The organism is Rhodococcus sp. P4_B6 (assembly GCF_056402215.1).
Genome location: NZ_JBFUHV010000026.1, coordinates 79,472 through 85,650, shown reverse-complemented (window position 1 = coordinate 85,650; position 6,179 = coordinate 79,472). Strand labels below are relative to the sequence as shown.

Below are 6,179 nucleotides of genomic sequence, written 5' to 3'. Positions count from 1 at the left end.
CACTGGAGAGTCACGAGGTCATTGTCGAGACCATCGCAGCCACCACCACCCGCACCGGCCTGCGCGTGCGCGCCGAACTGGACACCGCCGAATATCCCACCGGCGTCAAGATTCCCGACCGCGACATGGCCGCCCTCACCGACACCGGAACCCTCACCCGCCACGACTTCCACGGCGAATGGAACTACACCCTCCACCCGAACCCCGACACGCCCGAACCTGACTAAGTTAATTCATCGCAGGCCCTAACGACCACCGACGTGCTTCAGACACGGTCTACAACCAACCGACCTCAGATGACGCACACCGAATCGGGCCGTACAAAACCGGCCGACTGATCTGTGCTGTTACCACCGGCGCGACCTGAGCACTTCTGCTCTGCAGGGTGTTACACCTCAAACTCGTTGCAATGCAGAAAGCGTGCTGATCTGCGACTTCGACCGAGACGCTCCCTAGAATTTCTCAGCAATTACCAACACCTAACGAATGCGGTGTGGCATCCCTAGTGCGTCAAGCCAATCGGTCCGCACGATGCTTGGGTGCGCTCCTTCGGGATGGATGCGCTGGTCGAAGGACAGCGAGACAGTGGCGTGCGCAGATAACCACGTCCACGACCAGCCGAGGACTCAGCCACTTGAACCCCAGAGAAGGTCTCCGCGGCCGCTGACGGGTCCGTGAGAGGGCTGCTAGGGCGTTCCAGCGGCCGGAAGTCCTCCCGGAGCTGTCGGCGCATCGAGACCGTGAGTCCGCTGGAGACAGAACCTACCTGGACTAACCGTCCTTCCGCGTCGTACGCTCCGAGGATCAGCGCCGCGACCGATCGACTCGAGCCGACGAAGCCGATCACCAAAACCGAACTGCGAGTACGGATTGCATGCTTGACCCAGGACCGGCTCCGCTGGCCCGGAAGGTAGATCGAAGTCGACCTTTTGGCCAAAATCCCCTCCATGCCAGCACTTTTCGCGGCATTCAGCATGATTTTGCTGCTCTGATTTTCCCAGTACGGAGGGACAGTGATGGGCAGGCCACCGACGTCCTGGATGACCGAATCCAGCTCGGCCAGCTCCGCCCGCCGCTCCAGATACGACGCCTTCGTGAGATCGTCTCCTTCGAGCGCGAGGACGTCAAAGGGTAAAAATGTCACAGGGATTCGCCGCTGCAACGGCTTCGTCGCATGGGCGACCCCCATTCGGCGTTCAGCCCGAAGGATGGCTCGCCCTTATCGAGAGCTACCAGTTCGCCGTCGAGAACGATGCGGCCGCGGCCGCCGAACGCCGCTGTCAATGCCTCGGTGATCTCGGGATATGAGGGTGTCACCACGTTCATGGCGCGGGTCCACAGCACCGGCTCGCGGCCGCCGCCCACCGAGGCCAGCATCCGGCACCCGTCGTACTTCATCTCGAAACTCCATGGCCGTTCCGCCGTGTCGTCCGGAAGCGTGCCGGCCGTGGCCAGCATGGGCGCAATCAGCCGCATATCCCCGATTGTGCCCGTGACCTGGGAGCTACGCAGGTAGAAGGCTCAGGACAGCGCGTCGCCGGCGGCGCGCGATAGGTACAGGGTCAGTGCCAGGAGTTCCACCAAAGAACTATGGGCACCAGCCAGGGCGTCCACACCATCCAGCTGCCGCCCAACCCGTACGGGGGGATCGGAATCACCTCATCACCTCCGGGGTTAGTTGAATGGAAGCGACTGCCACCACCGCACTGCGTTCCCTAGTGCCATGATGGCGGCGGTGATCTCAGGGAAAGCGTAGAAAACCCCAGGTCTAACATGACGAACTCCTTGGTCGGAAACGGGCTCAGTTGAATGGAAGCGCACCCCTCCTGCGCTGTGTATCGACCGCCGGAGGCGGATCGGTACAGCTACCCCAATCGAGTGGGCCTGTAGGCGCAGGCCGAGTGATGGCGGATTCACCCCAGATCGCAAAGAGAAACAGGCCGCCACGCACCTGCCAATCCGCGGAACACCGCAGATCAGGACCGTGATCAGATCACCGGTCTGGGCAGTGGCGACCTGTTGCTCGTCGCGGTTGCCAGAGTAGATCGTCCCTCCGACAGAGACGATCAGGACTGCGCCGGGACGAGAAACTTCACCGCGGCGCTGAAGGCGTATTTTCCTGGGCTGTCCAGTAGAGCTACTCACCTGTTCTATTCGATACCTGATCTGACGTACAAGCAGGCCAAAGCTCAGGCTGAGACGAGTCCACGTTGTTCAGCGCTCAGGTAACGACAGTCAACCTAGCTCGATACACGTATCAGGTCGGGAGGCCGAAGGAGCACGTATGAAGAACGGTGACCTGTACCCACCTCAGTTGGACTGGCTGCCAGCATGGGCGTACCCGCTGTACACAGGCGCGTGGGGCTTTGCCTGGCTGATCAGGAACGGCTACAACCCTCTCACCGGCTATCCCTGGTAAGGCCGACTGTAAGGAGTCTGCAATGCCTAACTCACCCTGGGACATTTTCCCGTACAACGTGTTCGCCTGGATAGGAACGATGATTATGCCGTTCTTTGGCGGTGGATCATGATCGGCAACTTGCCAGACCTCTGGCTACAGCCTCCCGTATGGGGATGGTTCAGCGCACTGTGGAACGGATTCGCAGCACTATGGAATCCACTATGATCGGCAACTTGTTTGACCTGCCCTACATAATGTGGTTGGCACCGGGCATGGAAGTGTGGCACAACTTCGTGGACTGGTTCAATGAGTTCTAAGGAGCAATCATGAGTGGCAACGTGTGGGATCAGTGGGATCATTCAGGAATGATCGGCTTTGCCGCCAACTGGTTCATGAATGTCTGGCAGACCTTCTTTATGTAGCAACTGAATACTGAGTCTGATATGGCCTAGGACTAAAGAAATCCACAGTCCTAGGCCATTCCTATCCCTGAACAATTTATTAACCGGTATGTGGTCATTCCTCCTACAACCCRCATCCGCGCACTCGAGGCCGAACTCGCCGCCCGCAGCCGCCACGAACGGGAGGAAGTCATCGAACTTCGCCTACGGGCTCATAAGCTCGCCCAGCATGTCCAAGCCCTCACCCTGGACAACGAGGCCCTACGTCAGACACTCGCCACTCGAGGGCTCCTATCCGAGCTTCCTCAGATACGTCGCGACAATCCATCCGATACAACTCCGGCTGGCGCTCCGATATGACAACTTTCCACCGGACAGGTCTACCGGGGACGTTACCAAGTCAGCGTTGATTACCGTGGATGTGCTACAGCCGGGATGCTGTGACCGGCGCGCTCGATTGCAGTGACGAGACAGGTTCCTAGGCGACCGTGCCGGTCGAACAGGGTTGCCGAGCCTACCGCGATGCCGTTCGAGTCGAGATGGCTGTCGGCTTCCAGGCCGAGGTCTGGGCCTTCGGGCATCCTGGCCAGCGTCAGTGTGACGTCTCCGTTGATGTAGCCGATGCCGGCGGTGCCTAGATTGGTCACCAAGTTGGTCAGGTCGGACACCATCGCCGCGCGCACGAACGGTGTCGTCATTTCGTCTTCAACGGCCGCCCAGTTCCGGGCCCATATCCGCTTGCGGGTTCCGGTGTACAGGGCAGTGGCCGTCCGGGACCAGGGCATCCACCCGTGCGATGGCTCTGAGATTCCGATCATGCGTTCCCCGGGGTGTGTCTCTGCTGGCGGAGGTTTCGGTGTGTCGGGACTGGCCCATCGCTGACCCTCAGCGTTATTCGCCTTCCGGTAGAAGACGACTGATGCACGTGCCACCACGACGCCGTCTTGCAGGAGAGCCGAATCCACGACACGAATCCGGTGTCCCCAGCGCACAACGTGGGAGTTCGTATCGATTCGCGCCATCCGCACCGGCCGGAACAGGTCTGCGGTCAACCGTGTAGCGAAGAAACCCTCATCTGGGTTTCTCTCCTCGGCGGCTCGGGCGAGCAGACCTAGTATCGCTGGCCCGACAACCATGTCGGCGGACCAACCGCTCACTGCGCTCGTCAACGGTTCGAAACCGGAACCTGTCCGAGTGAAGAACGGCTCCCCGTGGTGGGCCGAATTCTTCGATGGTTGACGAACCCGGACACTTCCATCTGCCACGTTCTTGCCCTTCCATGATCGAGCGCGTCATTCAGGACGAGGTCCTGCCCAGCAGTTCGTCGGAGATGATCCGCATCTGGATCTCGCTGGTGCCCTCGAAGATCTTCGTCAACCGGGCATCGCGCCAGTGCCGCTCCACCTGGAAGTCGGTGGTATACCCGGCACCGCCGTGAATCTGCACGGCCTCACTGGTCACCCGCTCGGCCATCTCCGTAGCCACCAGCTTGCACATCGACGCCTCCAACGAGCACCGACGGCCGGTGTCGATATCGGTGGCCACCGCATACATCAACTGCCGCGCCGCCTCGATGTCGGCGGCCATCGTCGCGACCTTGAACCGCAGATGCTGGAAATCGGCCAACTCGTGCCCGAACTGACGGCGGGTGTGCAGGTACGCGATCGAGTCCTCCAACGCCGCCCGGGCCAGTCCGATCGCCCGGGCCGCGGTGTGCGCCCGCCCGACCTCGAGACCGGAGACCGCCAGGTAGAAACCCTTGCCCTCCTCGCCGAGCATCGCGGACGCCGGCACCCGGAAGCCGTCGAACGACAACTCCCACGTGCTCCACCCGAAATACCCGATCTTGCGGATCTTCGTCCCGCTGATCCCTTCGGGGAAGCCTCCGCGCTGCTTGTCGATCAGGAACGCGCTGATCCCGCGGTGCGGCTTCGCCGGATCCTTGGTCGGATCGGTGCGCGCGAACAACACCAGATAATCGGCCTCGTCGGCGTACGTGCACCACATCTTCGTGCCACTGATCACCCAGTCGTCGCCGTCGCGGGTCGCGCGGCAGGAGATGTTCGCGACRTCGGAKCCGGCCTCGGCCTCGGACAGGGCGTACGCGCCGAGGTACTCACCGCGGGCCACCTTCGGCAGCAGCGCCGCCTCCTGCTCCGCGGTGAAGCCGCCGCCCATCCCGTTGCCGCGGGCCAGCARCCCGGACACGCTCATCCACGCCCGCGACAACTCCTCCGCSACCAGGCAGTACTCGAACACACCGAGGCCSAGACCGCCGTGCTCCTCSGGGATCATGATCCCGAAGAACCCGACCTCGGCCATCGCCTTCTTCAACGTGTCCGGGATCGTGCCCTGCACCGGATCCAACTCGTTCGCGACCGGCAGCACCTGCGTCATCGCGAACTCGCGAGCCAGGTCCCGGATCGCCAGGCGRTCCTCGGTGAGATACCGCGGTGAATCTGTCCGCGGCTGCGACGGCCGATGCGTCATGGATACTCCTCCACTCGAACTACGGGGCGCGTGAAACGGGGAACTCGCGGTTCCGCACTCGGATCACATTAACGCTTGTTCACCCAGTAGAGCACGCCCGGGAGCGCACCGTCAATGCCGAACCCGCCCGATTCAGGCGGGGCGGTACCCCACCAGGTTGAGCGCGTAGACGCCGTACGAATCCGCTACCGCCTGCGCGGACAGGGGGCCGTCCGGCCGGTACCAGAGCGCGATGCCTGCACACATGGTCAGTACGGCGGTCACTGCCTGGTGGACGTGCGGGACGTCGAAGTCACCGCCCGCTACCCCCGCCTCGGCGATGGTGACGAACAGATGCTCCTGGGCGTCGCGCGAGCCCACCACCCGTTTGCGATCCACCTCGTCGAGATATCGCAGTTCGGTGTTGGCCACCAGGCACGCACGCTGGTTGCGTGCGGTGTACAGCGAATGCGCGACCACCGCGGCCGTCCACTGCTCAGCGGGCGCGGCACCCGCCTTGCGCAGGGCGTTCCGGGTGGCGGTGAACTGCTCGTCGCTGGCCGCGCGCAGGATCTCGACGAGAAGTTCGTCCTTGTTGTCGAAGTGGTTGTAGACGTTGGCGGCGCTGCACCCGGCGCGTTTGGCGATGGTGCGCATGGTCGCGGCGTGGAAGCCGGCGGTGTAGAACTCCTCCAGCGCTGCGTCCAGAATCCGCTGCCTGACGTGAGGAATCACCGCACTGCTTGACCGAGTGTTCATCCCCCGGAGGGTAGAGGCATCGCGGTGAACGAGCAACGATCCGGCCGGAAATCGCAGTTCAGCAACCCTCAGTGGGAGGGAATCGCGTGAACGACGCTCGGCCTTGACCCGCGACACAACGTCGATTATGGTCCCCATCACATGAACGG

The 6,179-nt window shown here is 62.4% G+C and carries 6 protein-coding genes; 1 reads left to right on the top strand and 5 read right to left on the bottom strand.

Annotated features, from left to right (window positions below):
• Positions 1-227, top strand: a 227-nt coding sequence (locus AC1DWT_RS15705; protein ID WP_477921284.1) for an ISAzo13-like element transposase-related protein, incomplete at its 5' end; no start/stop codon positions are given.
• A 275-nt stretch (positions 228-502) separates the two neighbouring features.
• Here the strand turns inward: AC1DWT_RS15705 and AC1DWT_RS15700 are convergent.
• From AC1DWT_RS15700 to AC1DWT_RS15680, 5 genes are all read right to left on the bottom strand, one after another.
• On the bottom strand, positions 503-1,144 hold the full coding sequence (locus AC1DWT_RS15700; protein WP_338051177.1) for an ATP-dependent DNA ligase: 642 nt from the start codon (positions 1,142-1,144) through the stop codon (positions 503-505).
• Positions 1,141-1,476: an ATP-dependent DNA ligase gene (locus AC1DWT_RS15695; protein WP_338051178.1), complete on the bottom strand. Its 336-nt coding sequence runs from the start codon at positions 1,474-1,476 to the stop codon at positions 1,141-1,143. The genes AC1DWT_RS15700 and AC1DWT_RS15695 overlap by 4 nt, the downstream gene beginning before the upstream one ends.
• Positions 1,477-3,212: 1,736 nt before the next feature.
• Entirely contained in the window at positions 3,213-3,959 is a 747-nt protein-coding gene (locus AC1DWT_RS15690) for an acyl-CoA thioesterase domain-containing protein (RefSeq protein WP_259375866.1), read from the bottom strand.
• Positions 3,960-4,098: 139 nt separating this feature from the next.
• Positions 4,099-5,292 carry an acyl-CoA dehydrogenase family protein gene (locus AC1DWT_RS15685; RefSeq protein ID WP_206014070.1) on the bottom strand — a complete coding sequence of 398 codons (1,194 nt, stop codon included), beginning with the start codon at positions 5,290-5,292 and terminating at the stop codon, positions 4,099-4,101.
• Positions 5,293-5,424: 132 nt separating this feature from the next.
• A complete protein-coding gene (locus AC1DWT_RS15680) occupies positions 5,425-6,030 on the bottom strand; it encodes a TetR/AcrR family transcriptional regulator (RefSeq protein ID WP_072948050.1) in 606 nt (201 codons plus the stop codon).
• Between the last annotated feature and the right edge of the window lie 149 nt (positions 6,031-6,179).